Source organism: Pseudomonas sp. GW823-FHT02C05 (genome assembly GCF_058797595.1).
Window position 1 is genome coordinate 622,239 of record NZ_JBXAJU010000001.1, and the last position, 23,805, is coordinate 646,043.

Annotated in this window: 25 protein-coding genes; 14 read left to right on the forward strand and 11 right to left on the reverse strand. The window is 65.5% G+C overall.

Annotation, left to right across the window (positions count from 1 at the left end; all coding sequences use genetic code 11):
- The first annotated feature begins 3 nt into the window (after window positions 1-3).
- The 10 genes from AC1RGE_RS03075 (at window position 4) to AC1RGE_RS03120 (ending at window position 10,936) form a co-directional block, all read left to right on the forward strand.
- Window positions 4-825 carry a TIM barrel protein gene (locus tag AC1RGE_RS03075; RefSeq protein ID WP_093408691.1) on the forward strand — a complete coding sequence of 274 codons (822 nt, stop codon included), beginning with the start codon at window positions 4-6 and terminating at the stop codon, window positions 823-825.
- Window positions 826-903: 78 nt separating this feature from the next.
- Complete coding sequence (gene iolD, locus AC1RGE_RS03080; RefSeq protein ID WP_492583315.1) at window positions 904-2,841, forward strand: 3D-(3,5/4)-trihydroxycyclohexane-1,2-dione acylhydrolase (decyclizing); 1,938 nt, start codon at window positions 904-906, stop codon at window positions 2,839-2,841.
- Window positions 2,842-2,875: 34 nt separating this feature from the next.
- Complete coding sequence (gene iolG, locus AC1RGE_RS03085; RefSeq protein ID WP_053157967.1) at window positions 2,876-3,886, forward strand: bifunctional inositol 2-dehydrogenase/D-chiro-inositol 1-dehydrogenase; 1,011 nt, start codon at window positions 2,876-2,878, stop codon at window positions 3,884-3,886.
- Window positions 3,887-4,099: 213 nt separating this feature from the next.
- Window positions 4,100-4,345: a hypothetical protein gene (locus AC1RGE_RS03090; RefSeq protein ID WP_011060888.1), complete on the forward strand. Its 246-nt coding sequence runs from the start codon at window positions 4,100-4,102 to the stop codon at window positions 4,343-4,345.
- A 41-nt stretch (window positions 4,346-4,386) separates the two neighbouring features.
- Window positions 4,387-5,313, forward strand: coding sequence for a sugar ABC transporter substrate-binding protein (locus AC1RGE_RS03095; RefSeq protein WP_011060889.1), 927 nt, complete (start codon window positions 4,387-4,389; stop codon window positions 5,311-5,313).
- 66 nt (window positions 5,314-5,379) lie between these two features.
- A complete protein-coding gene (locus tag AC1RGE_RS03100; RefSeq protein ID WP_093408673.1) occupies window positions 5,380-6,927 on the forward strand; it encodes a sugar ABC transporter ATP-binding protein in 1,548 nt (515 codons plus the stop codon).
- A gap of 31 nt (window positions 6,928-6,958) precedes the next feature.
- Complete coding sequence (locus AC1RGE_RS03105; protein ID WP_011060891.1) at window positions 6,959-7,981, forward strand: ABC transporter permease; 1,023 nt, start codon at window positions 6,959-6,961, stop codon at window positions 7,979-7,981.
- A 425-nt stretch (window positions 7,982-8,406) separates the two neighbouring features.
- On the forward strand, window positions 8,407-8,811 hold the full coding sequence (locus AC1RGE_RS03110; RefSeq protein ID WP_011060892.1) for a TraR/DksA family transcriptional regulator: 405 nt from the start codon (window positions 8,407-8,409) through the stop codon (window positions 8,809-8,811).
- Between the two features lie 546 nt (window positions 8,812-9,357).
- The gene (locus tag AC1RGE_RS03115) at window positions 9,358-10,596 is read left to right on the forward strand and encodes a methyl-accepting chemotaxis protein (RefSeq protein WP_374046142.1); all 1,239 of its coding nucleotides are present in this window, start codon (window positions 9,358-9,360) and stop codon (window positions 10,594-10,596) included.
- Between the two features lie 121 nt (window positions 10,597-10,717).
- Window positions 10,718-10,936 carry a hypothetical protein gene (locus AC1RGE_RS03120; protein ID WP_019094291.1) on the forward strand — a complete coding sequence of 73 codons (219 nt, stop codon included), beginning with the start codon at window positions 10,718-10,720 and terminating at the stop codon, window positions 10,934-10,936.
- Here the strand turns inward: AC1RGE_RS03120 and AC1RGE_RS03125 are convergent.
- From AC1RGE_RS03125 to AC1RGE_RS03135, 3 genes are all read right to left on the reverse strand, one after another.
- Window positions 10,933-11,172 carry a DUF2789 domain-containing protein gene (locus tag AC1RGE_RS03125; protein WP_011060895.1) on the reverse strand — a complete coding sequence of 80 codons (240 nt, stop codon included), beginning with the start codon at window positions 11,170-11,172 and terminating at the stop codon, window positions 10,933-10,935. The genes AC1RGE_RS03120 and AC1RGE_RS03125 overlap by 4 nt on opposite strands.
- An 84-nt stretch (window positions 11,173-11,256) precedes the next feature.
- A complete protein-coding gene (locus tag AC1RGE_RS03130) occupies window positions 11,257-11,619 on the reverse strand; it encodes an HlyD family secretion protein (RefSeq protein ID WP_169891827.1) in 363 nt (120 codons plus the stop codon).
- Between the two features lie 78 nt (window positions 11,620-11,697).
- Window positions 11,698-11,928 (reverse strand): hypothetical protein, encoded by a 231-nt coding sequence (locus AC1RGE_RS03135; RefSeq protein ID WP_026020108.1) that lies wholly within the window; start codon window positions 11,926-11,928, stop codon window positions 11,698-11,700.
- A 602-nt stretch (window positions 11,929-12,530) separates the two neighbouring features.
- Between AC1RGE_RS03135 and AC1RGE_RS03140 the strand changes: the two genes are divergently transcribed.
- The 3 genes from AC1RGE_RS03140 (at window position 12,531) to AC1RGE_RS03150 (ending at window position 14,354) form a co-directional block, all read left to right on the forward strand.
- Window positions 12,531-13,001 carry a hypothetical protein gene (locus AC1RGE_RS03140; RefSeq protein WP_026020109.1) on the forward strand — a complete coding sequence of 157 codons (471 nt, stop codon included), beginning with the start codon at window positions 12,531-12,533 and terminating at the stop codon, window positions 12,999-13,001.
- On the forward strand, window positions 13,001-13,204 hold the full coding sequence (locus tag AC1RGE_RS03145; protein WP_015635322.1) for a hypothetical protein: 204 nt from the start codon (window positions 13,001-13,003) through the stop codon (window positions 13,202-13,204). Before AC1RGE_RS03140 ends, AC1RGE_RS03145 begins: the two co-directional genes overlap by 1 nt.
- A 136-nt stretch (window positions 13,205-13,340) precedes the next feature.
- Window positions 13,341-14,354, forward strand: a complete 1,014-nt coding sequence (locus tag AC1RGE_RS03150; protein ID WP_015635323.1) for an ABC transporter substrate-binding protein — start codon at window positions 13,341-13,343, stop codon at window positions 14,352-14,354.
- 60 nt (window positions 14,355-14,414) lie between these two features.
- On the opposite strand, the gene AC1RGE_RS03155 is transcribed toward AC1RGE_RS03150, so the two are convergent.
- Complete coding sequence (locus tag AC1RGE_RS03155) at window positions 14,415-16,550, reverse strand: TonB-dependent receptor (protein ID WP_492583317.1); 2,136 nt, start codon at window positions 16,548-16,550, stop codon at window positions 14,415-14,417.
- Window positions 16,551-16,637: 87 nt separating this feature from the next.
- Entirely contained in the window at window positions 16,638-17,024 is a 387-nt protein-coding gene (locus tag AC1RGE_RS03160) for a DUF2946 domain-containing protein (protein WP_026020110.1), read from the reverse strand.
- A 96-nt stretch (window positions 17,025-17,120) separates the two neighbouring features.
- Here AC1RGE_RS03160 and AC1RGE_RS03165 point away from each other — a divergent pair, with 96 nt between their 5' ends.
- Complete coding sequence (locus tag AC1RGE_RS03165) at window positions 17,121-17,558, forward strand: DUF3995 domain-containing protein (protein ID WP_019094294.1); 438 nt, start codon at window positions 17,121-17,123, stop codon at window positions 17,556-17,558.
- A gap of 137 nt (window positions 17,559-17,695) precedes the next feature.
- On the opposite strand, the gene AC1RGE_RS03170 is transcribed toward AC1RGE_RS03165, so the two are convergent.
- The 6 genes from AC1RGE_RS03170 to AC1RGE_RS03195 are packed head-to-tail and all read right to left on the reverse strand — an operon-like array spanning window position 17,696 to window position 23,768.
- A complete protein-coding gene (locus AC1RGE_RS03170) occupies window positions 17,696-18,064 on the reverse strand; it encodes a Na+/H+ antiporter subunit G (protein WP_011060902.1) in 369 nt (122 codons plus the stop codon).
- The gene (locus AC1RGE_RS03175; protein ID WP_011060903.1) at window positions 18,061-18,339 is read right to left on the reverse strand and encodes a K+/H+ antiporter subunit F; all 279 of its coding nucleotides are present in this window, start codon (window positions 18,337-18,339) and stop codon (window positions 18,061-18,063) included. Before AC1RGE_RS03175 ends, AC1RGE_RS03170 begins: the two co-directional genes overlap by 4 nt.
- Window positions 18,336-18,824: a Na+/H+ antiporter subunit E gene (locus AC1RGE_RS03180; RefSeq protein ID WP_011060904.1), complete on the reverse strand. Its 489-nt coding sequence runs from the start codon at window positions 18,822-18,824 to the stop codon at window positions 18,336-18,338. Before AC1RGE_RS03180 ends, AC1RGE_RS03175 begins: the two co-directional genes overlap by 4 nt.
- A complete protein-coding gene (locus tag AC1RGE_RS03185; RefSeq protein ID WP_492583319.1) occupies window positions 18,821-20,509 on the reverse strand; it encodes a monovalent cation/H+ antiporter subunit D in 1,689 nt (562 codons plus the stop codon). The genes AC1RGE_RS03180 and AC1RGE_RS03185 overlap by 4 nt, the downstream gene beginning before the upstream one ends.
- On the reverse strand, window positions 20,506-20,850 hold the full coding sequence (locus tag AC1RGE_RS03190; protein WP_011060906.1) for a Na+/H+ antiporter subunit C: 345 nt from the start codon (window positions 20,848-20,850) through the stop codon (window positions 20,506-20,508). Before AC1RGE_RS03190 ends, AC1RGE_RS03185 begins: the two co-directional genes overlap by 4 nt.
- Complete coding sequence (locus AC1RGE_RS03195) at window positions 20,850-23,768, reverse strand: monovalent cation/H+ antiporter subunit A (protein WP_011060907.1); 2,919 nt, start codon at window positions 23,766-23,768, stop codon at window positions 20,850-20,852. Before AC1RGE_RS03195 ends, AC1RGE_RS03190 begins: the two co-directional genes overlap by 1 nt.
- Window positions 23,769-23,805: the final 37 nt, after the last annotated feature.

Below are 23,805 nucleotides of genomic sequence, written 5' to 3' on the forward strand. Positions count from 1 at the left end.
AAGATGACTCAGCCTTTGCGTTTTGCCTTGAACCGAATGGTCGCACCGCACCTGCCTCTGGCGGATTTTCTTGACCTGGCACTGGCCTTGAAGATCGATGGGGTGGAGCTGCGCAATGACCTCAAGGGTGTGGAGATCGAGGATGGCACGCCCCCCGAGCAGGTCCGCGAGCTGTGTGAGCAGCGTGGCATCCGGCTGCTGTCGATCAATGCCCTGTACCCCTTCGACCTGTGGGATGAACAGCGCCGCCAGCAGTTGCTGCACCTGGCCGGTTATGCCCGCGCCTGCGGTGCCGAGGGCCTGGTGTTGTGCCCGCTGAACGACCCCGGCGACCGGCGCAGCGCGGGCCAGCGGGCCCAGGGGCTGGCGGCCGCCCTGACCCGGATCGCGGAGGTTCTTCGCCAGCATGGCCTGCGCGGTTTTGTCGAACCCCTGGGGTTTGCCGAGTGCGCCTTGCGTGACAAGCGCAGCGCCGTGGACGCGATCCGCGCCGTTGGCGCGCTGGATGTGCTGAGCCTGGTGCACGACACCTTCCACCACACACTGGCCGGCGAACCCCAGCTGTTCGCCGAGCTTACCGGGCTGGTGCACCTCTCCGGTGTCGAGGGGCCGCCACTGCCTCTGGCAGCGCTGCGGGACGGTCATCGGGTGCTGGTGGGCGCGGCGGACCGGCTGGGCAACACGACGCAGATCGCCGCGTTGCTGGCGGGCGGTTACCGCGGCTACCTGTCCTTCGAGCCCTTTGCCGCGAGCGTTCACGATCGACCGGACCTGCAGCAGGCTCTGGAACGCAGTATCCAGCACTTGCGCCAGGCCCTGGCCTGACCCCCCTTGTAGGCGCCGGCAAGCCGGCTTCCGCACAAAGAACAGTGAGAGTGCTGTATGGCCATTGAAGGAACACAGATGAGCACGATTCGACTGACCATGGCCCAGGCCCTGGTGAAATTCCTCGATAACCAGTACGTCGAGGTGGACGGGCAGCAGAGCCGGTTCATTGCCGGGGTCTTTACGATCTTCGGCCACGGCAATGTGCTGGGCATCGGCCAGGCGCTGCAGCAGGACCCGGGCCAATTGCGGGTGCACCAGGGCCGCAACGAGCAGGGCATGGCCCATGCCGCCATCGGGTTTGCCAAGCAGCACCTGCGGCGCAAGGTCTATGCCTGCACCGCTTCGGTGGGCCCCGGCGCGGCCAATATGTTGACCGCTGCGGCCACCGCCACGGCCAACCGCATTCCCTTGCTGCTGTTGCCCGGCGACGTGTTCGCCAGCCGCCAGCCGGACCCGGTGCTGCAACAGATCGAGCAGTTCCATGACCTGGGCATCAGCACCAACGATGCCTTCAAGGCGGTGAGCAAATACTGGGACCGGATCAACCGCCCGGAGCAGTTGATGAGCGCGGCGCTGCAGGCGATGCGAGTGCTGGCCGACCCGGCCCAGACCGGCGCGGTGACCCTGGCGCTGCCCCAGGATGTGCAGGCCGAGGCCTACGATTACCCGCTGAGCTTCTTCGCCCGACGGGTGCATCGCATCGACCGGCGGCCACCCACCGAAGCGATGCTGGCGGACGCCGTGGCGCTGCTGCGGGGCAAGCGCAAGCCGTTGCTGATCTGCGGTGGCGGGGTCAAGTACGCCGCGGCCAACCAGGCCCTGCAGGCCTTTGCCGAGCGCTTCGCGATCCCGGTGGCCGAGACTCAGGCCGGCAAGAGCGCGCTGCTGTCCAGCCATCCATTGAACGTGGGCGGCATCGGTGAAACCGGCTGCCTGGCGGCCAACCTGCTGGCCCGGGAGGCCGACCTGATCATTGGCGTCGGTACCCGCTACAGCGATTTCACCACCTCGTCCAAGTGGCTGTTCCAGCACCCCCAGGTGCAGTTTCTCAACCTCAATATCAACCCCGGCGATGCCGTGAAGCTCGATGGCGTGCAACTGCTGGCCGATGCCCGGGCCGGCTTGCAGGCACTGGGCGAGGCCCTGGCCGGCAGCGCCTACCGCGCCGGCTGGGGCACTCGGGTGGCCGAGGCCAGGGCGCAGCTGGATGCCGAGCTGGAGCGGGTCCACGGCGTGCATTATCAGGGCGAGGATTTTGTGCCGGAGGTCAAGGACGCGCTGGACCCGGCGGTGCTGCGCGAGTTCATCGAGCTGACCGGCTCCTGCCTGACCCAGAGCCAGGTGCTGAGGGTGCTCAACCAGACCCTGGCCGACGATGCGGTGATTGTCGCCGCTGCCGGCAGTTTGCCCGGGGACCTGCAACGCAGCTGGCGCAGCAAGGGGCTCAACACCTACCACGTGGAATATGGCTATTCGTGCATGGGTTATGAAATTGCCGCGGCCCTGGGGGTCAAGCTCGCCGCCCCCGAGCGCGAGGTCTATGCCCTGGTGGGCGACGGCTCCTACCTGATGCTGCATTCGGAGCTGCTGACCTCGATCCAGGAGCAACGCAAGATCAACGTGGTGCTGCTGGACAACATGGCCTTCGGCTGCATCAACAACCTGCAGCTGGGCCAGGGCCTGGACAGCTTCGCCACCGAGTTCCGCTACCGCAACCCAGACAGCGACCAGCTCGACGGTGGCCTGATCCCGGTGGACTACGCCATGAGCGCCGCGGCCTACGGCTGCAAGACCTACAAGGTGAGGAACCTGGAGCAGCTCCACGCCGCCCTGGCGGACGCCCGGCTGCAGCGGGTCTCGACCCTGATCGATATCAAGGTGCTGCCCAAGACCATGCTCCACGGCTACCTGTCCTGGTGGCATGTGGCGGTGGCCGAGGTCAGCGGCAGTGAGAGGGTGGCCGCCGCGGCCGCCGCCATCGATCAGCAGTTGGCCAAGGCGCGCCAGTACTGAAACTCCCCAACCGAACAACCACAGGAGTACACCCATGTCTTTGCAGCTAGGCGTTATCGGCACTGGTGCCATAGGTCAGGATCACATTCGGCGTTGCAGCCAGACCCTGCAGGGCTGCCGGGTGGTGGCGGTAACCGACATCGACCCGCAGCAGGCGGCCCGGGTGCTGGCCGGGCTCACGCTTGAGGCCGAGGTCTACCCCGACGGCCATGCCCTGATCCAGGCGCCGGAGGTCCAGGCGCTGCTGGTGACGTCCTGGGGCCCGAGCCACGAAGAGTTCGTGCTGGCGGCCATCGCCGCCGGCAAGCCGGTGTTCTGCGAAAAGCCCCTGGCGGTGACCGCCGCCGGCTGCCGGCGCATCGTCGAGGCCGAGATTGCCCACGGCCGGCGCCTGGTGCAGGTGGGGTTCATGCGCCCCTACGACGCCGGCTACCAGGCGCTCAAGGCGGTGCTGGACAGTGGGCGCATCGGTGAGCCGCTGATGCTGCACTGCGCTCACCGCAACCCGCGGGTGGGGGAGAACTACAAGACCGACATGGCCATCACCGACACCCTGATCCACGAGCTGGATGTGCTGCGCTGGCTGCTGGCGGACGACTATGTGTCGGTGCAGGTGCTGTTCCCGCGCAAGACCGGCAAGGCCCACGCCCAACTGCGCGACCCGCAGATCGTGCTGCTGGAAACCGCCCGGGGCACGCGGATCGATGTGGAGATCTTCGTCAACTGCCAGTACGGCTACGACATCCAGTGCGAAGTGGTGGGAGAGAGCGGCATCGCCCGCCTGCCGGAGCCGCCCCAGGTCCAGCTGCGCAGCGCGGCCAGCCTGTCCAGCGCGATCCTGATGGACTGGAAGGAGCGCTTCATCGCCGCCTATGACGTCGAGTTGCAGGCCTTTGTCGATGGCGTGCGCGCTGGCCGGGTGGGTGGGCCCTCGGCCTGGGACGGCCTGGCCGCGGCGGTGGCGGCCGACGCCTGCATCGAGGCCCAGCAGAGCGGGGCGATCGTCCCCATCAGCCTGCCCCAGCGCCCGGCGCTCTACGCCTGAACCCCGGGATTTCTGTAGGCGCCGGCTTGCCAGCGAAGGTGTTTTCCAGGGCGCTGCAAGGCGTGCGGGCCCCTTCGCCGGCAAGCCGTCTCCTGCGGGAAGCGAGGGATCTGGCTGCTGGAAATGCAATTGCAGTAAAATTCTAAAATGAGTTGATATAGAAATTATTTTCCAATAAAGTCGTTTCCAGGTAGCCGACCCTACAAGGTTCCCATGGCCTTCAAGCCCCGCTTGAGCCCTGGAGAACCCACCAACAAGAACAAACAGGTGCCGTCGATGAAAACCTTCCGCTCTGCTCTGCAATGGCTGTCCCGTACCCGGGGCGCCGCCTCCCGCGATCTGCCCGTCACTCCCTGGTCCTCTCGTTTATTGACCCTGCTCAGCGGCCTGTGTGTCGAACACCAGGGCGCGCTGCTGGGCTGCATGCCCGGGGCCCCGGTTCTGTATTCGCCGGCCTGAGCACGGCCACCCACCAACAAGCATGTGGAGAACGACTCTTAATGAACATTCAGAACCGAGTGGCGTGTCTTGCCCTGTCGCTGATGCTGTTCAGTGGCGCGGCGCTGGCCCAGGTGCGCATCGGCGTGAGCATGTCGCAGTTCGACGACACCTGGCTGACCTACCTGCGCGAGTCCATGGACCAGAAGGCCAGGTCCATGCCCGAAGGCGTGCAGTTGCAGTTCGAGGACGCCCGCAGTGACGTGGTCAAGCAGCTGAGCCAGGTGGAAAGCTTCATCAGCCAGAAGGTCGACGCCATCGTGGTCAACCCGGTGGATACCGCCGCCACTCGCAAGATCACCGAGGCGGCAGTCAAGGCCGGGATTCCCCTGGTCTACGTCAACCGTCGCCCGGACGACCTGAACCTGCCCAAGGGCGTGGTCACCGTGGCCTCCGACGACCTGGAGGCAGGCAAGATGCAGATGCAGTACCTGGCCGAGAAAATGGGCGGCAAGGGCAGCATCGTGATCCTTCTCGGCGACCTGGCGAACAACTCCACCACCAATCGCACCAAGGGGGTCAAGGAGGTGCTGGCCCGGTACCCCGGGATCAAGGTCGACCAGGAACAGACTGGCGTCTGGCTGCGGGACAAGGGCATGACCCTGGTCAACGACTGGCTGACCCAGGGCCGCGAGTTCAATGCGGTGGTGGCCAACAACGACGAGATGGCCATCGGTGCGGCCATGGCCCTGAACCAGGCCGGGGTGGCCAAGGGCAGCGTGCTGATCGCCGGGGTCGACGGCACCCCCGACGGGCTGCGCGCGGTGCAGCGCGGCGAGCTGGCGGTGTCGGTGTTCCAGGACGCCAAGGGCCAGGCCGACGGCTCGGTGGAAACCGCGGTGAAGATGGCCAACAAGCAGCCGGTGGACGCCGCGGTGTGGATTCCCTACCGCCTGATCACGCCGGAAACGGTCGCCCAGTTCAAGTAGGCGCCGGCCCTTCAATCACACGCGGGCCGGGCGGCGCTGGCTGCCCGGCCGCTGGAGTAGCTGATCATGAACGCTTGTGCTTCTGCTTCGAGCCTGCACTCCCTGAGCCCGGCCGTGGCGCCCCAGGAGCCCTACCTGCTGGAAGTGCTGAATGTCAGCAAGGGCTTTCCCGGGGTGGTGGCCCTGGCCAACGTGCAACTGCGGGTACGCCCCGGCACGGTCCTGGCGCTGATGGGCGAGAACGGTGCCGGCAAGTCGACCCTGATGAAGATCATCGCGGGCATCTATCAGCCCGACTCTGGCGAACTGCGCCTCAAGGGCCGGCCTGTGACCTTCGCCACGCCGCTGGCGGCGCTGCAGGCGGGGATCGCCATGATCCACCAGGAACTCAACCTGATGCCGCACATGAGCATCGCCGAGAACATCTGGATCGGCCGCGAGCAACAGAACCGCCTGGGCCTGATCGACCACCGGGAAATGCACCGCTGCACCGCCGCCTTGCTGGCGCGCCTGCGCATCGAACTGGACCCCGAGGAGCAGGTGGGCAACCTGAGCATCGCCGAGCGCCAGATGGTGGAGATCGCCAAGGCGGTGTCCTACGACTCCGACGTGCTGATCATGGACGAACCGACCTCGGCCATCACCGACAAGGAGGTGGCGCACCTGTTCTCGATCATTGCCGACCTCAAGGCCCAGGGTAAGGGCATCGTCTATATCACCCACAAGATGAACGAAGTGTTCGCCATCGCCGATGAGGTGGCGGTGTTTCGCGATGGCGCCTACATCGGCCTGCAACGGGCCGACAGCCTGGACGGTGACAGCCTGATCTCGATGATGGTGGGGCGCGAGCTGAGCCAGCTGTTTCCCCAGCGCGAGAAGCCTATCGGCGAGCTGCTGCTCAAGGTCCGCGACTTGCGCCTGGACGGGGTGTTCAAGGGCGTGTCGTTCGATCTGCATGCCGGGGAGATCCTCGGCATTGCCGGGCTGATGGGCTCGGGGCGGACCAATGTCGCCGAAACCCTGTTCGGCATCACCCCAAGCGATGGCGGCGAGATTGTCCTCGACGGCCAGCCCCTGCGCATCGGCGACCCGCACCGGGCGATCGAGAAGGGCCTTGCCCTGCTGACCGAGGATCGCAAGCTCAGTGGCCTGTTCCCCTGCCTGTCGGTCCTGGAAAACATGGAAGTGGCGGTACTGCCGCACTACGCCGGCGGCGGTTTTGTCCAGCAGAAGGCCTTGCGCGCCTTGTGCGAGGACATGTGCAGGAAGCTGCGGGTCAAGACCCCGTCCCTGGAGCAATGCATCGACACCCTGTCCGGGGGCAATCAGCAGAAGGCCCTGCTGGCGCGCTGGCTGATGACCCAGCCGCGGATCCTGATTCTCGACGAGCCGACCCGGGGCATTGACGTGGGGGCCAAGGCTGAGATCTACCGCCTGATCGCCAGTCTGGCCGGTGAGGGCATGGCGGTGATCATGATTTCCTCGGAACTGCCCGAGGTGCTGGGCATGAGCGACCGGGTCATGGTCATGCACGAAGGGCAACTGATGGGCACCCTGGACCGCAACGAGGCGACCCAGGAACGGGTCATGCAACTGGCTTCGGGCCTGAACTAGACGACATTCAACCCAAGGGTGGTGGCTGGCAATGAACGCGATAATCGACAACAAACCCGCGGCGGTGGCAGTCAAGCCCCGGCGACGACTGCCCACCGAGCTGAGCATCTTCCTGGTGCTGATCGGTATCGGCCTGGTGTTCGAGCTGTTTGGCTGGATCGTCCGCGACCAGAGTTTCCTGCTCAATTCCCAGCGCCTGGTGCTGATGATTCTCCAGGTCTCGGTGATCGGCCTGCTGGCCATCGGCGTGACCCAGGTGATCATCACCACCGGCATCGACCTGTCTTCCGGTTCGGTGCTGGCCCTGTCGGCGATGATTGCCGCAAGCCTGGCCCAGACCTCGGACTTCACCCGGGCGGTGTTTCCATCCCTGACCGACCTGCCGGTGTGGATCCCGGTGCTGGCCGGGCTCGGGGTCGGCCTCCTGGCGGGGGCGATCAACGGCAGTGTGATTGCCTTGACCGGCATTCCTCCCTTTATTGCCACCCTGGGGATGATGGTCTCGGCCCGGGGGCTGGCGCGTTACTACACCCAGGGCCAGCCGGTGAGCATGCTCTCCGATTCCTACACCGCCATCGGCCACGGGGCGATGCCGGTGGTGATCTTCCTGGTGGTGGCACTGATCTTTCATATCGCCCTGCGCTACACCAAGTACGGCAAGTACACCTATGCCATCGGTGGCAACATGCAGGCGGCGCGGACCTCGGGGATCAACGTCAAGCGCCACCTGGTGATTGTCTACAGCATTGCCGGGCTGCTGGCGGGGCTGGCCGGGGTGGTGGCCTCGGCGCGGGCCGCCACCGGGCAGGCGGGGATGGGCATGTCCTACGAGCTGGACGCGATTGCCGCGGCAGTGATCGGCGGCACCAGCCTGGCCGGCGGGGTGGGGCGCATCACCGGCACCGTGATCGGCGCGCTGATCCTCGGGGTCATGGCCAGTGGCTTCACCTTTGTCGGGGTCGATGCCTACATCCAGGACATCATCAAGGGCCTGATCATCGTGGTGGCGGTGGTCATCGACCAGTACCGCAACAAGCGCAAGCTCAAGCGCTGAGCAGGGGAGAGGCGCCGGCTGGTGCAGGAGCCGGCGTGCCAGCGCATACGCTCCCGAGCCCTGACCCGCTCCAAAGGCCTCTTCGCCTGCCGGCCGGTGCCCCTGGAAATCGTTGAAAACGGCCAGAATCCGCCGTCCGGCACTGCCGTTTGTCTTCTAACAGACCCATGGCTATGGAATTTTTTGTTATAAACGCACTCCAATAAACGCCACCAAAGCCCGCATTTGCGGGCTTTGTGCGGTTTGTCGGACAGATTCGCTGTCATTTCAGTTGCTGCGCCCTCAAACCGGCCTTAGACTGCCGCCCCTCGTAAATTGAGTGCCGGGTGGCGCTTGGAAGGTATGGCGCCTTTCTGATGACCTGACGGGTCAACCGGAAACAGTTTGAATTCGCCTTAATGCACGTATTTTTTATAGAGAAATCAATGACCAAGGAAAAGTTGCTGGCCATGCCGGCGGATGACTACATGAATGCCGAGCAGCACGCTTTTTTCAGCGACCTGTTGCAAGCCATGAAGGTGGAAACCCACGAGCGCATCGAACAGAACCGGATCGCCATTGAAAGCCTGGACACCCCGGCTGACCCGGCCGACGCCGCTTCCGTCGAAGAAGAGCGCACCTGGTTGGTCAACGCCATTGATCGCGACCAGCGCATGCTGCCGCAACTGGAACAGGCCCTGGGCCGGATCAGCGACGACAGCTTCGGCTGGTGCGACGACAGCGGCGAGCCGATCGGCCTCAAGCGCCTGCTGATCAGCCCCACCACCAAGTACTGCATCGAGGCCCAAGAGCGCCACGAGCAGATCGACAAGCATCAGCGTCAAGCCTGATCGCCAGCCCCCGCCACAGCGGGGGCTCTGTTTTTTCGGGCAGTGCCCGCCCGCACATTCTCTTGATCTGCTGCAAACCCGCGACTAAGGGACCATGGATAATGGCCCTCTAGTGGCGTCTAATGCCGCAAACAATTAGAACGATGTGGGGTGACACAGATGTCAAGAGATGGATCTCTAGCGGCGCCGGTCGCACAGCCGCTGGCAACACCCGAAACCGCCGCCCGCTGGTGGGCGCCGTCCTTGCAGAGCGCGGCGCTGATGGCGCTGTTCGCCGGCCAGGCCCTGGGCGGCTGGTCGCTGTACCTGTGCCTGCCCGTGGCGGTGCTGGTGATCTGGCTGCCGCGGTTGCGCGGGCGCGGGCGGCCCCTGGTGGCGAACGCGACGGCTGACGATCAGTTGTCGGCGCTGACCCGCGACCTGTCCTACGGCACCACCCATAACGCACTGTCCGCGGCGGGCGTGGCCTACTCGGTGACCCAGCTGGCAGGCAAGCTGCAATCCCAGCTCGACGCCGCCGCGCGCATCGTCGGCAACGCCGAAGTGATGATCAAGACCGAGCAGGTCACCTCCCAACTCAGCCAGCAGGCCCTGGGCGCCGCCAGCGAGGCCCATGCCAGCAGCGCCGAAGGGCGCACGGTGCTGGGGGAATCCATCAGCCGCATGCACCTGCTCAGCCAGCGCGCCAATGGCAGCCGTGAGCTGATCGAGGCCCTGAGCCAGCGCAGCGAGGAGATCCAGCGGGTGACCCTGGTGATCCAGTCCATCGCCAGCCAGACCAACCTGCTGGCGCTGAATGCGGCCATCGAGGCAGCCCGGGCCGGGGAACACGGGCGCGGTTTCGCGGTGGTGGCCGATGAGGTGCGCGGGCTGGCCGGGCGCACCGCCGCGGCCACCGACGAGGTCGGGGTGATGGTGGCGGATATCCAGCAGCGCACCAGCGACGTGGTGGAGCAGATCCGCCAGCTGGCCGACGACCTCAACCTGGGGGTCGAGCAGGTGGAGCACACCGGTCGTCACCTGGACAACATCGCGCGCCTGGCGGCCGGGGTGGAAGGGCAGGTCAGCGAGATCGCCCGGGGCGCCGAGACCAACCGCGAGCAACTGGACAGCCTGTTTCATGCCGTGGAGCAGATGCGCAGCGACCTGGCGGTCAGCGACCAGCAGACCCGCAGCCTGGCGCAGGCCGCGGTGCAGATGGAAGGGCAGGCGGAAACCATCAGCGAACGCCTGGCGGCGGTGGGCCTGGATGACTATCACCAGCGCATCTACGACCTGGCCCGCGAAGGCGCGCGGCGCATTGCCGAGCAGTTCGAGGCCGACCTGGAGCAGAACCGCATCAGCCTCGACGATCTGTTCGATCGTCACTACCAGTTGATCGCCAACACCGACCCGGCCAAATACCAGACCCGCTTCGACCGCTACACCGATCAGGTGCTGCCGCCGATCCAGGAATCCCTGCTGCCGCGCCACGATGGCCTGGTGTTCGCCATCGCCTGTACCCAGGAAGGCTACGTGCCGACCCACAACAAGGTTTTTTCCCAGCCGCTGACCGGCGATCCCGAGGTGGACAACCTGCATAACCGCAGCAAGCGCAAGTTCGCCGACCGCACGGGGATCCGCTGTGGCAGCCACCAGCAACCGCTGCTTCTGCAGACCTATACCCGGGATACCGGCGAGCTGATGCATGACCTTTCGGTGCCGATCATGGTTCGCGGCCGGCACTGGGGCGGGCTGCGCCTGGGTTACAAACCCGAGCAGGCGCCAGGCTCGGGCAAGGGCTGAGGCCTCCATTGTTACGCTATCGGTAATGCTGCAATGCAGGAACAGGCTGTTCCAGGGGCCGGCAAGTTAGTTAGTATGCCAACATCGTTAGGCAGCTAACTAATTTTCTGGAGGTAGCTCCATGCACAGCAAAGTCGATGTAGCGGTGATGATTGGCAGCGGCGTGCCAGCCAGCCTGCGGGCCCAGGGCCGTCGTGCGTGCTGGGTGGTTCTGGTCAATGGCGAACAGCGCGGCACGGCCTTTGCCAGCCGCGCCGAGGCCGAGGAGTGCCGGCTGGCCTGGCAGCAGCAGCTGCAGGTGCTGCTGCCCGGCGGCCGGCACCTGCGGCATTCGGCTTAACCGGCCTGGTGCAGGCGCAGATTGAGCTCGTCCACCACGGGCGCCCAGTCGGCGTCTTCGCGCAGTTGCTGTTTGAGAAAGGCCGCTTGCTGGGGCGTCCAGAAGGGGGCGTCGATCATTTTCAGGTCTTCGTCCAGGGGCGAGTGCCGGGCGATGAAACCATCGATGGCGGCGGGGCTGGAATCCAGGCCCAACTGGTCGAACAGCCCTTCGAGGTTATGGGTGGGCGCTTCCATGGTGATCTCCTTGGGTGACGGGCAGCACCGGCGCTGCCTCAGTGCATCTGAGGCATGGCGGGCGCGCAAGTTCGATCCAAGGGTTCAGGCCAGGGTGCCGCTCTCGGCCTGGAACAACGCCGTCTGGGCCATGGACAGGGCAGTGCTGTAGGCCATGACTTGGGCCCGGGCGGACGACAGGGCCATGGCCCGGCCGGTGTCGGAGCCGGAACTGGCGCCCTTGACCGTGGCCAGGCGGGCCTTGGCCCGCTGCAGTTTCTGTTGCAGCAGCTCGATCTGCTTTTTCAGTTGGCGGATGCGTTTTTTCTTCGCCAGCAACAGCGCCTCTTCCGGGGTTTGCGCGCTGGAGCGGCTCAGGACCAGGGTCTCGCCGTCGTCCGAGGCTTCCAGTACCGCAGTGCTTGGATCCGGCTTGAGAAAGTCGGCCAGGCGAGATGGGGGTTTCAAGTCGATCATCATGATGCTCTTAAACGGATCTCGCCTTTGTATCGGTCGCGCTGTCGGATCCTTGACTGGCGCTGTCTGTCAGGCGTTCAGGGCGCCCTGGTCGATGGCCTGCTTGAGGGCCTTGGCCGACGCTCTGGCTGCCGCGGCAGCGTCTTCCGAGGTCTTGAACCAGCGATCGCGTTCCACCTGGTGGAAGGTGACCTGGGTCAGTGGGGGTTTGGCGCGCATGGCAATCACGGCCTGGAACTCGCCTTCGACTTCTCTGCACTCGCCACGAATGAAAAACTCGCCAATATCTAGTTCGGTCACTTCTAGCCTTCCCTTGGAGATGAGTGAGTGCTTGAACGCCCCCCAAGAGGGGGGCATTCAATCAATGGCGGAGTATGGCAGTTGTTGGGTGATGGCGGGCTGAGTTATATCATTTGGATTCTAGGTGGCGATTATTCTGATGATCTAATCTGAAACTTCCTGCTTCTGTTGCTGGGTAATATTACCGGCTGCGCGTCAACTCCGGCTTTTGCTGAAGTGGGTGCGCGCGAAGCCGGTGTGCGCTTTAAATAGTCGAAATGCACAAAGTTGCTCTAGAATTGCCTCTGCAACCCGAAGTGGCTGCCGACCGGGGGAATCGTGACCCGGGTGCATCCGGCCAGCAGGCCTGTTCCAGCACCCACCCCCGACGACGCGCCGCCACGCTTTGCGGGTCAGAGCTCACTCCTCACGCCTTCGACATGTGCCTGATGCATCGGCGAAATGCCCCTTGCTCAGTGCCGCCGCCAGCGTCGTGGCCAGGAGTGCCAGCTGCACTTGTGTGTATTGGGTAACCGATTGGGGTGACTACGCCGTCATGGCGGTTTTTTCGTGCCGTCCGTTTTTTTCCGGGCGACATCATTTTGAGTATCGGGGAGTGTTCCTTGGCAGTAAGTAATCTTGAAATGCATGCATTGTTCGTGTTGGGTGATTTGCGCGCAAAGCTGGTCAAGCAGTTCCAATCTCGTTTTGTCTACCTCACCGAACAGTCCGCCGAAGGCATCTACGTCGCCGAGATCGACACCGAGACGGCCCTGGTGGTGGACGACAAGCCGCGCCTTGAACTCAAGGTCGGCGATCATTTTCGCGCCGCCGTGCTGCCCAGCCGTGAAGGCGGCAAGATGGAGATCCGCTTTCGCGAGATCAAGCTGACGGTCTACGGCCTGGGCGACTACGCCTTTGTCAGCAGCCCCCTGGGGCAGGGCATCCTGTTCAAGGAAGGCCATTCGGTGGTGACCGTGTTTGCCGCCAACGAGCAGTTGCAGGAAGGCCTGACCAAGACCCTCAAGGCGGTGACCGCCAAGGCCGCCAAATGGCGCAAGGGCGAACTGGTGAGCTTCAAGGCCAGCGAGTGATGAGCCAGGGCCGCGCCGCGTTTCACCATGAGCATCAACAGGCCGCGAGCGCTGAAGCCCAGCGCCTGTTCGCGCAGAAGACCGTGCTCCAGGGCGCCTGGCTGAACTGGGTCGCCGCCCAGCTGTACAACCTGCGCCCCGCGGCCTACGCCAGCATGGTGCGCCGCGAGTTGCAGCGGTTGCAGGAGCCTCCGGCCTCTTGAGCGGCCATCCGGGAATGGCCTGGGGTTGAAACTACTGAACCTCTACTACAGTCAGTTGACTTAATGCTTTGGGGGCCGTGCGCTTAGGCGCTGCCTGCCCCTGTGGCCCAGGTCCTGACCCAAGAGGTGTACCCCGATGAAAGGAATCCGCGCGCTGCTGGCCAGCAGCCTGTTGAGCCTTGCCGCCCTGAGTACGGCGCAGCCGGTTGTGGCGGCGCCGCAACCGATTCATTTCGCCGACCTGAACTGGGAAAGCGGCAGCCTGATCACCGAGATCCTGCGGATCATGGTGGAGCAGGGCTATGGCTTGCCCACCGACACCTTGCCCGGCACCACCATCACCCTGGAAACGGCCCTGGCCAACAACGACATCCAGGTGATCGGCGAAGAGTGGGCGGGGCGCAGCCCGGTGTGGGTCAAGGCCGAGGCCGAAGGCAAGGTGCAGGCCCTGGGGGATACGGTCAAGGGCGCCACCGAAGGCTGGTGGGTGCCGGAATACGTGATCAAGGGCGACCCGGCCAAGGGTATAAAGCCGCTGGCGCCGGAGCTGCGCAGCGTGACCGACCTGGCCCGCTACAAGGACGTGTTCAAGGACCCGGAGAGCCCGGACAAGGGGCGTTTCCTCAACAGCCCGATCGGCTGGACCTCGGAGATCGTCAACCAGCAGAAGCTCAAGGCCTATGGCCTGCAGGACAGCTACGTGAATTTTCGCAGCGGTTCCGGAGCGGCCCTGGATGCGGAGATCAGCTCGGCGATCCGTCGCGGCAAGCCGATCCTGTTCTACTACTGGTCGCCCACGCCGCTGCTCGGGCGCTTCAAGCTGGTGCAACTGCAAGAACCGCCCTTTGACGCCGAAGCCTGGAAGACCCTGACCGACGCCGCCAACCCCAACCCCCGGCCAACCCGTTCCCTGGCCTCCAGGTTGTCGATCGGGGTGTCCACGCCATTCCAGAAGCAGTACCCGCAATTGGCGCAGTTCTTCGCCAAGGTCGACCTGCCCATCGAGCCCCTGAACCGCGCCCTGGCGCAGATGAGCGAGAACCACAGCGCCCCGCGGGACGCGGCCCGGGCCTTCCTCAAGCAGCACCCCGACGTCTGGCGCGCCTGGGTGCCCCGGGACGTGGCGGACAGGATCGCCGCCACCTTGTAGGCGCCGGCGTGCCGGCGAATGGGCCCTTGAACCTTGCGCCCGGCGGGTGCAGGGCAGGGGTCAGAAGCGGGTCTGCACCGCCACCTCGAAGGTTCGCGGCTGGCCCAGGTAGTACGCCGGGGACACATGGGCGAACTGGCCATAGACCTCGTTGGTCAGGTTGCGCACCCGGCCGGTCACTGTGGTGTGGCTGTCGACCTTGTAGCGCAGGAAGCTGCCGTACAGGGTGTAGGCGGGCATCCGCAGGGTGTTGGCGTTGTCGGCGTATACCGAGGCCACGTAGCGCGCATCGACCCCGGTCTGCCAGTTGGGCGACAGGTCATAGGTCAGCCACAGGTTGGCCAGCCGGTCCGGTACGTTGGTCGGCGTGTTGCCCTTGCGTGAAACCACCGCGCCGCTGGCGATCTTCTCGTTGAACTCGCCGTACTCGGCATCCACCCAGGCGAAGTTGGCTTGCGCCAGTAGCTTGGGGGTGATGTGCAGGGAACTGGCCAGCTCGATGCCCCTGGAGGTCTGCTGGCCCACCGGGATGCTGTTGGCCGGGTCCAGGGGATCGGTGACGGCAAAGTCCTTGCGCTCGATGCGATAGGCGGCAACGGTCGCCGAACCCCGTCCTTGCAGGTAGTCGAACTTGCTGCCCACTTCCCATTGCTTGCCCGTGGACACCTCGAAGTTCTGAGTGCCACTGGGCTGCTCGGCGGCGGTGCTGTACTGCACGTAGACATTGGCGCTGGGCAGGAACTGCCAGGTCAGGCCCAGGCGCCCGGTGACCGGTTCCCAGCTGCGCTTGAGGTGGCGCGGGTTGCTGGCGGTGATCAGCCGGTGGTTGGTCACGTCCAGGTCGATGGCGTCGTAGCGCAGGCCGCTGAGCAGTGACAGCTCGTCGGTCAGGGCCAGGCGGTTCTCGACGAACAGGGCGCGGGTGGTGACCTGGTTGGTCTTGTCCTTGGCCCAGCCCTGGCGGGTGCCCTTCAGGTCATAGAAGTACCCCGGCTGGAAGTTGCCGGGATCGACGCTGTTGCTGGCCGGCACGTTCCAGGGCGAGTTGGTGGTGCTGTTGACCTTGTACTCAACCCCCCCGGACCAGGTGGTGTCGAGGCCGAACAGCTGATCATCGTGGCGCAGTTCGAACTGGTTGCCGTCCTGCTGGCCCTGGTGCCGTACCAGGTAGGCGGTCGAGCGGTTCACCCGGCTGTTGTCGGCGTTGTACTGGTAGGTCTCCAGGTTGCGATAGTCGCGCTGGCTGTCCAGGTGGTAGAGGGTGTTGCGCAGGCTGGTGCTGGGGTTGATCCGGTAGTCGATGATCGAGCGCAGCCACACCGTGCGTTGCTCATACAGGCCATCGGCGACGTTGTAGTTGTTGAAGCGGTTGTGCTTGTCGATCTTCAGCTCACCGGCCTTGGGATTGAGCACCGGGGTGCCCCAGTAGGGGCTGTCCTCGTGTTCATCCTGGTATTCCACCGCCAGGGTGTGGGACAGGTCCGGGGTCAGGTCGCTGAGCAGGGAGAAGGCCAGGCTCCAGGCATCCCTTTCCTGGCGGTCGATGTAGCCGTTGCTGGTGTTGTGGCTGACGTCCAAGCGCGCGTAGTGCTGCACCTCGGCGCCGGCCGGGCTGAGGGCGTGGTTGACCCCGAAAGCGGTCTGCGTGGTGTCGTAGCTGCCGTAGCCGAGCAGGCCTTCGGCAGCCTGTTCGCGTCGGTCCGCAAGCTTGGTCACGTAGTTCAGCGAACCGCCCACGGAGCCGGCGCCATTGATCAGCGACGAGGGGCCGCCCACCAGTTCCACCCGGTCGTAGATCCAGGCGTCCACGGGCCGGGCCAGGCCGGTGGCGATGTTGATGCCGTTGAACATCTGGGTGATCTGGCTGCTGGTAAAACCACGGTAGGAGACGAAGCCGCCGAACCCCGGCGGCGCACTGGCGTTGACCCCGGGCAGGGCGTTGGCCGCTTCCTGGAAGGTGCGGGCGCCGCTTCGCTCCAGGTCCTGGCGGCTGGCCACGGCCACCGAGGCCGGGGTTTCGCGCAGGCTCAGGCCCAGGCGCGAGGCCATGCCGCTGGACTGGTCCAGGTTCAGGCCCGGCTCGGCATCGGCCTCATCGGCGCCGATGGTGGTGGGGGCCAGTTCGAGGCTCGGCTGGCCCCAGGCATTGATCGACAGGCAGCCCAGCAGGCTCGCCAGCAAAGGAAGGTGTTTCATCGGTGCATCCTGAATTCTTGGCTAGGAAAAGGCCCACGAACGCGCGCCGCGCGACAGCGCAGTGGGCAGGTTGAGCACGAGCAGGAATCAGGCGAGAGGCGGTGCCCGGGGATGGGCCGCGGGCCAGGTGGAGCGGGCGGGGAGGTCGGTCTTGGCCAGGGTGCGCGCAGGCGGGGCCTGGGGCTGCGGCAGCAGGGCCAGGGTCAGGCTGGAGTTCAGGGCCGGGCCCATGCCGCCGGTGGAGCACAGCGGGCAACCGAAGGCCTTGGAGAGAGTGGGCAGGGAGCCCTGGTCGGCCGGTTTCTGCAGCGGCGCCTGGGTGGCAGGGTCGACGCTGCAGAACTGCCCGCCGATGCCGTTGAGCTGCATGCCGAGCATCTGCCCGTGGCCGATGCTGCAGGCGAACACGTTGAACAGGACGCAGCAATAGAGCATCCAGGCAACGAGCGAGCGATCGGAACGGGCAAATTTCATGGGGCGGCACTTTATCATCGAAGGCGACGAACGTACTTACAAAAACGGTCAATCGAGTCCATTCTTCAGCGACATTTTCTGCACGGACGTCTGAACATGAATCTTCTGCTCGCACAGGGGGTGGCTGGCAGCTTCCTGTTGATCAGTCTGATCCATCTGTACTGGGCTGCGGGTGGCAAGCGTGGCAGTGATGCGGTGATCCCCGAGGTGCCGGGGCCGGGGCCCGGGATGACCCAGCCGGCGTTCCGCCCGCCGGCCCTGGCCACGATGCTGGTGGCAGTGGCTTTGTTGCTGGTGGCGATGCTGGTGTGCCTGAGGGTCGGGCTCTACCTGCCGACGGTGACCCACCCGTCTCTGCAGTGGGTGATCAGCGCCATTGCCTTGCTGATGTTCGCCCGGGCCATCGGCGACTCCGAGCTGGTGGGTTTTTTCAAGGAAGTCCGGGATTCGAAATTCGCCCGCCTCGACACCCTGTTCTATTCCCCCCTGTGCGTGGTGCTGGGGGCCGGGTTGCTGGTGCTGGCCTGGGCCTGAGGGCAGTCAGTCGGCGCTGGCCAGTGCAGGTGCTGGCTGGTGCAGGAGCTGGCTTGCCAGCGAAGGCGTTTTCGAAGTCGCCGCAAGGCTCACGGGCCTCGTCGCCGGCAGCCGGCTCCTAGGTGCAGCGGATGTGCTCAGTTGCCGGTTTCGCTGCGTTTGCTGCTGATTTCCGCCGGTACATCGTCGCCGGCCATGCGCTTGCGAAACAGCGCGGCCCGCGCTAGCAGCAGGGTGGTCACCGGTACGGTGATGGACATCAGCACCGGGATCAGCCAGGCGTGCAGCACCGGCCCGGACTTGAGCGCGGAAAAGTACAGGATCGACGCCAGGGCCACGGCCCAGGAGCCCATGGTGGAGGCCAGGGCCGGCGGGTGCATGCGCTGGAAGTAGCTCTTCATGCGCAGGATGCCCAGGGCCCCGATCAGGGCAAACACACTGCTGATCACCAGCAGCAGGGCCACCAGCACTTCCACCCACAGTGGCAATTGTTCCAGGCTGTTCATTCGATCACCTCGCCACGCAGAAGGAATTTGGCCAGGGCGAAGGAGCCGACAAAGCCGAACAGGGCGATCAGCAGCGCCGCCTCGAAGTAGGTGTCACTGGCGTAGCGCACGCCCAGCACCAGCATCATCAGCATCGCCAGGATGTACAGGTAGTCCAGGGCCAGAACCCGGTCCTGGGCCGAGGGGCCCTTGAACAGGCGCACCAGGGTCAGGACCATGGCCAGGGAAAAAATGAACAGACTCAGCAAGATCGCGTTGGTCAGCAGGACACTCATTCGAAAATCTCCATCAGCGGGCGCTCGTACGTGGCCTTGAAGTGCTGGATGAATTGCGCCTCGTCCTTCAGGTCGAAGACGTGCAGCAACAGCAGGCTGCGGTCCAGGGACAGCTCGGACCAGACCGTGCCCGGCACCACCGTGGTGATGGTGGACAGCGCCGCCAGGCCATTGGCGTCCCGCAGGTCCAGGGGGATCTTGACGAAGGCCGAGTGCACCGGGCGCCGGCCGTTGTTGAGCACGCCCCAGGCCACCAGCAGGTTGGACACCAGCACGTCGCGGCCCACCACCAGGAACAGGCGCAGGATGGTGCCCGGGCGGCGGATGCGGATCGGCAGGGGCCGCAGGGGCTGCATCAGCAGCGGCGCGAGAAAGCCCAGCAGGGCGCCCAGCAGCAGGTTGCCCGGGCTGAGGGACAGGTTCAGCACCAGCCAGAGCAGCCACAGTGCCAGGGACAGGAATGGCGCGGGGAACAGGCGCTTCATGGGTGCACCTCCACTGCCGCTGCGGTCTTGGATTCAGGGCTGAGCACGGTGCGGGTGCCGAGCACCGCCATCACGTAATGCTCCGGGTGGTTGAGGCTGTCGGCGGTGGCCTGGGTGAAGCGCAGCAACGGCTCGGCCTTGAAGCTGAGCAGCACGCAGAGCCCCAGCAGCGCCACGATCGGCAGGCACTCCAGGCGCCGCAGCACCGGCGAAGGGCGTTCCTCCGGGGTCCAGAAGCGCTGCACACCCAGGCGGGCAAAGGCAATCAGCGAGGCCAGGCCCGAGAGGATCAACAGCGCCAGGAAGCACCAGGCCGCCGGGGTGATCGGCGCGCCCTCGCTGGCCCCCAGGCCCTTGGGGTTGAGCAGGGCGGCAATCAGGTTGAGCTTGCCGATGAAGCCCGATAGCGGCGGCATGCCGATGATCAGCAAGGCGCAGGCGATGAAGCTCAGGCCGAGGAAGGCCATGGTCCAGGGGATCACCTGGCCGACCACCACTTTCTGTTCATCGTCGAGGTTGCTGCCCCGTGGCGGGTGCAGCGACTCCATGGGCCGCGGCAGGATCTCGCCTTCATCCTCCAGGGGGATCTCGTTGGCCGAGCGCGAACGCTCGATCAGTTCTGCCAGCAAAAACAGCGCGCACATCGCCAGGGTCGAGCTGAACAGGTAGAACAGCGCCGCGCCGGTGAGGGCCGGCTGAGCGAAGCCGATCACCGAGATCAGGATGCCGGCCGACACCAGGATGCTCAGGCTGGCCATGCGCTCCAGGCGCTGGGCCGGAAGAATCGCCAGGGCCGCGCAGAAGATCGTCGCCATGCCGCCGTACACCAGCCACTGGCTGCCGAAATAGGCCGAGGCCCCGGCTTGCCCGGAGAACAGCAGGGTCCATAGGCGCAGTACGGTGTACACACCGACTTTGGTCATGATGGCGAACAGTGCCGCCACCGGCGCGCTGGCCGAGGAGTAGGCGGGCACCAGCCAGAAGTTCAGTGGCCACATCCCGGCCTTGGCCAGGAAGGCGATCGCCAGGATCGCCGTACCGGCGTGCAGCAGGCCGCGGTCCGCTTCCGGCACCAGGGGGATCTTCATCGCCAGGTCGGCCATGTTCAGGGTCCCGGTGACCCCGTAGATCATCGCCGTGCCGATCAGGAACAGCGATGAGGCCAGCAGGTTGATGGTGATGTAGTGCAGCCCCGAAGACACCCGCGCGCGCCCCGAGCCGTGCAGCATCAGGCCGTAGGACGCCGCCAGCAGCACCTCGAAGAACACGAACAGGTTGAACAGGTCGGCGGTCAGGAAGGCCCCGTAGAGGCCCATCAGCTGGATCTGGAACAGGGCATGGAAACTGGCCCCGGCGCCGTCCCAGCGGGCCATGGCGAACAGCAGCGCGCTGACCCCGATGATACCGGTGAGCACCAGCATCAGCGCCGACAGGCGATCGACCACCAGCACGATGCCGAACGGCACCTGCCAGTTGCTGGGCAGGTACACGCCGAAGGAACCGGTGGCGCCCTGGACCTGGGTCCAGTACAGCAGGTAGCCCGCCAGGCACAGGCCCAGCAGGGTGGAGAGCAGGTTGATCCGGGCTTTCAGCGGGCGATGCTTTTCCCCCAGCAGCAACATGATGCCCGCGGTCAGCAGCGGCAGGAGGATGGGGGCGACGATCAGGTGCGACAACGGATTCATTCCTTGGGCTCCCGGCCATCGACGTGGTCGGTGCCGGTCAGGCCCCGGGAAGCCAGGAGCACCACCAGAAACAGCGCGGTCATGGCGAAGCTGATGACGATGGCCGTGAGCACCAGCGCCTGGGGCAGCGGGTCGGTGTAGTGCAGCAGGTCCTGGGGCACGCCGTCCTTGACGATCGGCTCCTTGCCGATGAACAGGCTGCCCATGCTGAAGATGAACAGGTTGACCGCATAGGACAGCAGGCACAGGCCCATCACCACCTGGAAGGTCCGCGGGCGCAGCACCAGCCAGACTCCGGAAGCGGCGAGGACCCCAATGGCGATTGCGATGACTTCTTCCATCAGGCGGCTCCGTTCTGAGTCAGGGATTTGGCCTGGCTGGCCGGCTTGTGGGCCCGCACCGACTGGTGCGCCAGGGCCGTGAGGATCAGCAGGGTCGCGCCCACCACCACGGCGTACACGCCGATGTCGAAGAACAGCGCGCTGGCGATGTGGATATCACCGAACAGCGGCAGGTCCACATGCAGCGTGTGGGTGGTCAGGAACGGGTAGCCCCAGGCCAGGGCGCCGAGGCCGGTGGCCAGGGCGACCAGCAGGCCGGTACCCATCCAGCGCAACGGCCGCAGGCTCATCTGCGCCTCGACCCACTGGGTGCCCGCCACCATGTACTGGAGGATGAAGGCCACCGACATCACCAGCCCGGCGACGAAACCGCCACCCGGCAGGTTGTGCCCGCGCATGAACAGGTAGAAGGACACCACCAGGGCAATCGGCAGCAGCAGGCGCACCAGCACCGCCGGCACCATCATGAAGCCCAGGGCGGTGTCGCTGGCCTGGCGCGGGTTGACCAGGTCGGTGACCACGTCCGGGGCCAGCAGGCGCTGCTGCGCCGGCAACTGCATGCTTTCCTTGGGCGGGCGGAAGCGGCGCAGCAGGGCGAACACGGTCAGGGCCACCGCCGCCAGCACGGTGATCTCGCCCAGGGTGTCGAAGCTGCGGAAGTCCACCAGGGTCACGTTGACCACATTGGTGCCGCCGCCTTCGGGCAGGGCGCGGCTGAGGTAGAACGAGGAAATGTCGTTGGGAGTGGGGCGGGTCAGCATGGCGTAGGACAGCACTGCCATGCCCAGGCCCACGGCCACCGACAGGCTCAGGTCGCGCAGGCGGCGGATGCGCGCCTTGGGCACGCTGCTGGGCAGGGGCGAGACGTCCTCGATCCGCCGTGGCAGCCAGCGCAGGCCGAGGAGGATCAGCACCGTGGTCACCACTTCCACCACCAGCTGGGTCAGGGCCAGGTCCGGCGCCGAGAACCAGACGAAGGTCACGCAGGTCATCAGGCCGCAGACGCTGACCATGGTCAGGGCGGCCAGACGGTGGTACTTGGCTTGCCAGGCGGCGCCCAGGGCGCAGGCGATGGCCAGCAGCCAGAAGGTCACGAAGACGATGGAACCGGGGATCTTCGGCCGGTCGCCCCAGGTCAGCTGGCTGTAGAGCATGGGGATCAGCCCGGCGATCACCGCCGCCAGGATCAGCACGAACAGCTGGGTCTGCAGGCGCTTGGTGCTCAACCGGCGTTCCAGGCGCCGGGCCAGGCGGGTCATGCCCACCAGGCTGCGCTCGAACAACAGCTTGCCGTTGAGACGGCCCACGCCCGGCGGGTAGGCGAAACGGCCCGCCACCAGCGGCTTGTGCAGCAGCAGGTAGAGGACGATGCCGCAGGACATGGCGATCAGGCTCATGATCATCGGCGCATTGAGGCCGTGCCAGATGGCCAGGCTGTACTCGGGCAGGGTCCCGCCCACCACCGGCAGCGCCGCGGCGGCCAGCAGCGGGCCGATGATCTGCGCCGGGAAGATCCCCACCAGCAGGCAGGTGAACACCAGCAGTTCAACCGGGGCACGCATCCAGCGCGGCGGCTCGTGGGGCGTGTGCGGCAGGTCGGTGGCCGGCTCCCCGAAGAACACGTCGACCGTGAAGCGCAGGGCGTAGGCGACGCTGAAGGTCCCGGCGATGGTAGCGATCACCGGCAGGGCGATTTCCACCCAGGCGCTGGAGTTGATGAACACCGTCTCGGCGAAGAACATCTCCTTGGACAGGAAGCCGTTGAGCAGCGGCACCCCGGCCATGGAGGCGCTGGCCACCATGGCCAGGGTCGCGGTGTAGGGCATCAGCTTGATCAGGCCGTTGAGCTTGCGGATGTCACGGCTGCCGCTTTCGTGGTCGATGATCCCGGCCGCCATGAACAGCGAGGCCTTGAACGTGGCGTGGTTGAGAATGTGGAACACCGCCGCCACCGCGGCCAGCGGGCTGTTCAGGCCCAGCAGCAGGGTGATCAGCCCCAGGTGGCTGATGGTGGAATAGGCCAGCAGGCCCTTGAGGTCGTTCTGGAACATCGCGCAGTAGGCGCCCAGCACCAGGGTGCAGGCCCCGGCGCCGCTGACGATGTAGAACCATTCTTCAGTGCCGGACAACGACGGCCACAGGCGGGCCAGGAGAAACACCCCGGCCTTGACCATGGTCGCCGAGTGCAGGTAGGCCGAGACCGGGGTCGGTGCGGCCATGGCGTGGGGTAGCCAGAAGTGGAAGGGGAACTGCGCGCTCTTGCTCAGGGCGCCCAGCAGGATCAGGGGCAACAGGATCGGGTAGAGCGCGTGGGCGCGTATCTTGTCTCCGGCAGCCAGTACCTGGTCCAGGTCGTAGCTGCCCACCACATGGCCGAGCAGCATGACCCCGGCCAGCAGGCACAAGCCCCCGGCACCGGTGACCATCAACGCCATGTAGGCGCCGCGGCGGGCATCGGAGCGGTGGTGCCAGTAGCCGATCAGCAGGAAGGAGAAGAGGCTGGTGAGCTCCCAGAAGAACACGATCTGGATCAGGTTGCCGGAAATCACCAGGCCGAGCATGGCCCCCATGAAGGCCAGGAAGAAGGCGAAGAAACGCGGCACCGGATCTTGCGGCGACATGTAATAACGCGCGTAGAGCGCCACCAGGCTGCCGATGCCCAGCACCAGCAGCGAGAACAGCCAGGCGAAGCCGTCCAGGCGCAGCACGAAGTTCAGCCCCAGGCTCGGCAGCCAGGCATACTCCTCGCGAATCACCCCGCCATCGGCGATCTGCGGGTACAGCAGAGCCACCTGGATGGTGCCGATGAGTGCCACCAGGCCGGCCAGCAGAGATTCGGTGTTACGTGCGTTGTGCGGCAACAGGGCCGCCAGACAGCTGCCGATGAATGGCAGAAGCAGTAGAACTATCAGGGACATAGGCTTCTAATCTGCGGAAAAGTATGACGCATAATAC

Excerpts from the sequence above, each read along its gene's own strand:
- AC1RGE_RS03120 (WP_019094291.1), top strand. The coding sequence starts at position 10,718 with ATGCACAGCAAAGTCGATGTAGCGGTGATGATTGGCAGCGGCGTGCCA.
- AC1RGE_RS03150 (WP_015635323.1), top strand. The coding sequence starts at position 13,341 with ATGAAAGGAATCCGCGCGCTGCTGGCCAGCAGCCTGTTGAGCCTTGCC.
- AC1RGE_RS03165 (WP_019094294.1), top strand. The coding sequence starts at position 17,121 with ATGAATCTTCTGCTCGCACAGGGGGTGGCTGGCAGCTTCCTGTTGATC.
- AC1RGE_RS03160 (WP_026020110.1), bottom strand. The coding sequence starts at position 17,024 with ATGAAATTTGCCCGTTCCGATCGCTCGCTCGTTGCCTGGATGCTCTAT.
- AC1RGE_RS03110 (WP_011060892.1), top strand. The coding sequence starts at position 8,407 with ATGACCAAGGAAAAGTTGCTGGCCATGCCGGCGGATGACTACATGAAT.
- AC1RGE_RS03125 (WP_011060895.1), bottom strand. The coding sequence starts at position 11,172 with ATGGAAGCGCCCACCCATAACCTCGAAGGGCTGTTCGACCAGTTGGGC.
- AC1RGE_RS03145 (WP_015635322.1), top strand. The coding sequence starts at position 13,001 with ATGAGCCAGGGCCGCGCCGCGTTTCACCATGAGCATCAACAGGCCGCG.
- AC1RGE_RS03100 (WP_093408673.1), top strand. The coding sequence starts at position 5,380 with ATGAACGCTTGTGCTTCTGCTTCGAGCCTGCACTCCCTGAGCCCGGCC.
- AC1RGE_RS03075 (WP_093408691.1), top strand. The coding sequence starts at position 4 with ATGACTCAGCCTTTGCGTTTTGCCTTGAACCGAATGGTCGCACCGCAC.
- AC1RGE_RS03170 (WP_011060902.1), bottom strand. The coding sequence starts at position 18,064 with ATGAACAGCCTGGAACAATTGCCACTGTGGGTGGAAGTGCTGGTGGCC.
- AC1RGE_RS03090 (WP_011060888.1), top strand. The coding sequence starts at position 4,100 with ATGGCCTTCAAGCCCCGCTTGAGCCCTGGAGAACCCACCAACAAGAAC.
- iolD (WP_492583315.1), top strand. The coding sequence starts at position 904 with ATGAGCACGATTCGACTGACCATGGCCCAGGCCCTGGTGAAATTCCTC.
- AC1RGE_RS03195 (WP_011060907.1), bottom strand. The coding sequence starts at position 23,768 with ATGTCCCTGATAGTTCTACTGCTTCTGCCATTCATCGGCAGCTGTCTG.
- AC1RGE_RS03180 (WP_011060904.1), bottom strand. The coding sequence starts at position 18,824 with ATGAAGCGCCTGTTCCCCGCGCCATTCCTGTCCCTGGCACTGTGGCTG.
- AC1RGE_RS03155 (WP_492583317.1), bottom strand. The coding sequence starts at position 16,550 with ATGAAACACCTTCCTTTGCTGGCGAGCCTGCTGGGCTGCCTGTCGATC.
- AC1RGE_RS03105 (WP_011060891.1), top strand. The coding sequence starts at position 6,959 with ATGAACGCGATAATCGACAACAAACCCGCGGCGGTGGCAGTCAAGCCC.
- iolG (WP_053157967.1), top strand. The coding sequence starts at position 2,876 with ATGTCTTTGCAGCTAGGCGTTATCGGCACTGGTGCCATAGGTCAGGAT.
- AC1RGE_RS03185 (WP_492583319.1), bottom strand. The coding sequence starts at position 20,509 with ATGAATCCGTTGTCGCACCTGATCGTCGCCCCCATCCTCCTGCCGCTG.
- AC1RGE_RS03115 (WP_374046142.1), top strand. The coding sequence starts at position 9,358 with ATGATCAAGACCGAGCAGGTCACCTCCCAACTCAGCCAGCAGGCCCTG.
- AC1RGE_RS03095 (WP_011060889.1), top strand. The coding sequence starts at position 4,387 with ATGAACATTCAGAACCGAGTGGCGTGTCTTGCCCTGTCGCTGATGCTG.
- AC1RGE_RS03190 (WP_011060906.1), bottom strand. The coding sequence starts at position 20,850 with ATGGAAGAAGTCATCGCAATCGCCATTGGGGTCCTCGCCGCTTCCGGA.
- AC1RGE_RS03175 (WP_011060903.1), bottom strand. The coding sequence starts at position 18,339 with ATGAGTGTCCTGCTGACCAACGCGATCTTGCTGAGTCTGTTCATTTTT.